Annotated in this window: 2 protein-coding genes; both read right to left on the bottom strand. The window is 70.6% G+C overall.

Features of this window, described 5'->3' with window-relative positions; translation table 11 throughout:
* Nucleotides 1–103: 103 nt before the first annotated feature.
* Nucleotides 104–1,255, bottom strand: a complete 1,152-nt coding sequence (locus ACWGIU_RS37085; protein ID WP_453712462.1) for an MAB_1171c family putative transporter — start codon at nucleotides 1,253–1,255, stop codon at nucleotides 104–106.
* 40 nt (nucleotides 1,256–1,295) lie between these two features.
* Nucleotides 1,296–1,805: TetR-like C-terminal domain-containing protein (locus ACWGIU_RS37080; protein WP_453712461.1), on the bottom strand; the 510-nt coding region annotated here is incomplete at its 5' end.

Genomic DNA, 1,805 nt, shown 5'->3' with positions numbered 1-1,805 from the left:
GGGCCGGGCCAGTCCGGGCGGGAGCCACCCGTCCGGCCGCAAGCAGCGGGGGAAACGGGATACCCGCCCGGTTTGACGGGGGATGCAAACCGGGCGGGAGTTCTCAACTCGCCTTGCCGAGCTTACTGTAGGCGGCTGCCACTTGGGTGAGCCATGCGAGCTCTGCCGCGAAGTTGTTCGTATCGCGGTCGTCGAAGTCGCCCGCGTCCTTGTTGTTCTGGGGGACCGTGTCGGTCAGTTTTGCCTGCAAGGCGCGCTTGATCTGTGCAGCTTCGGTGAAGGCCTGCCGGGATTCCGCGCTCGCCTCCTTGGCCGGATCGCACCCCTCGCCGGCGGTCCGGTCGATGTACGGACGCAAGTCCCGCCACCCGTCCCGTATTTCGACGACCCGGCGGTGCAGCCGGTAGCCGAGGTCGGACACCGCGGCGCCGGGTGGCTCCAGGGCGATGTCCGGGGAGGACTCGTAGAGGTCCCGCCAGAGCGGGTAGAGCGCCCGGTACGACCGGTACGTGCGGGCCCACTCCAGCAGCCGGGTCGCGGCCGGGCCCCAGGAGGAGTTGGTCAGGCTGAGCGAGAGCATGACGATGCCCGCGGCGCTGAAGACCGAGGCGGCGACCTTCCAGACGCCGATGTCGACCCCGAACGCCGCCGTGAGGATGTTGACCGTCCTGGCCAGGCAGTAGAGGAACAGGACCACGGCGGTCACCGAGAGCAGCCGCAGGGCCTGGCGCAGTGAGGCGTTGTCCGTCATCCGCGCGTACGGACCGCACTGGAGGTAGATCGTGACGCACGGAATGGCCTGGGAGACGATGAACGCCAGGAGATAGGTGAGCAGCAGCGGCTCGCTGGTGCCGTCGAAGTCCGAGGCCGGCCGGCCGGTGCCGTCGGCGAGGAAGAACAGCGCCGCCAGCAGCAGGTCGAGGGCGATACCGGTGATCAGCCAGTAGCGGGTCTTGCGTACGGCCTCCTCGTCCGCGGCGGCCCACCGCAACAGGATGATCTGCGCGCTGACGCAGAAGGCGACCGCCGACAGGTGCATGAGGAGCACGGGGAGGTTACCGACTCCCAGGAGGGGCGCGCCCCCCATGGCCAAGGCCCCCATGGTGAAGGTGAGGCACTGGAGCAGCAGAGTGGCGATCAGCGTGCGGTACGCGCCGTCCTTCCAACTGCGCCGCGCCTGGCACAGCCGGTAGACGAGCGCAGCGTACGACGAGAGCGACGCTATGACGAAGCAAAGGGTTCTGGTGGTGTTCACGTCCTGGTTTTCTGCCGGTGCCGATGGGGCGGCGGACGGGTCAGTCGGTGGGTTCGGCCAGGGGGACCTGGAGGCCGATGCTCTCGGCGGCCACGGCGATGGCGTAGTCGAAGAACGCCGCCTCGTCCCGGACGCTGTCGTGGGTGCGGCTGAAGACCTGGAACACCAGGAGGCCGATCAGACTGCTCCACAGGACGATGCCGCGCTCGACGACGTCCGAGAACGGAGCCTCGGGCGCGCCGCCGAAGAGCTGCACGGCCTCCGGCAGGAGCAGCGGCGGACCGGGCACCGCCCGCCGGGGCGGGGTGAGTTCACCGGCCTCCAGCGCGGAGCGCACGATGCCGGCGAGGACCGCGGGGGTGCGCGAGGCCGACGGGACGGTGTCCTGCGGCGCGTGGTAGCCGGGCACGGGCGAGCCGTAGATCAGCGCGTACTCGTGGGGGTGGGCGAGTGCCCGGTCCCGTACCGCGCAGGCGACCGCCACCCAGCGGGCGGGGTGGGTCGCCGCCGCGTCACGGGCACCCGCCCAGGCCGTTTCCGCGGCCTCGCC

The sequence above is a fragment of the Streptomyces sp. NPDC054840 genome (assembly GCF_053611065.1).
This window is presented reverse-complemented; position numbering and strand designations above follow the sequence as displayed.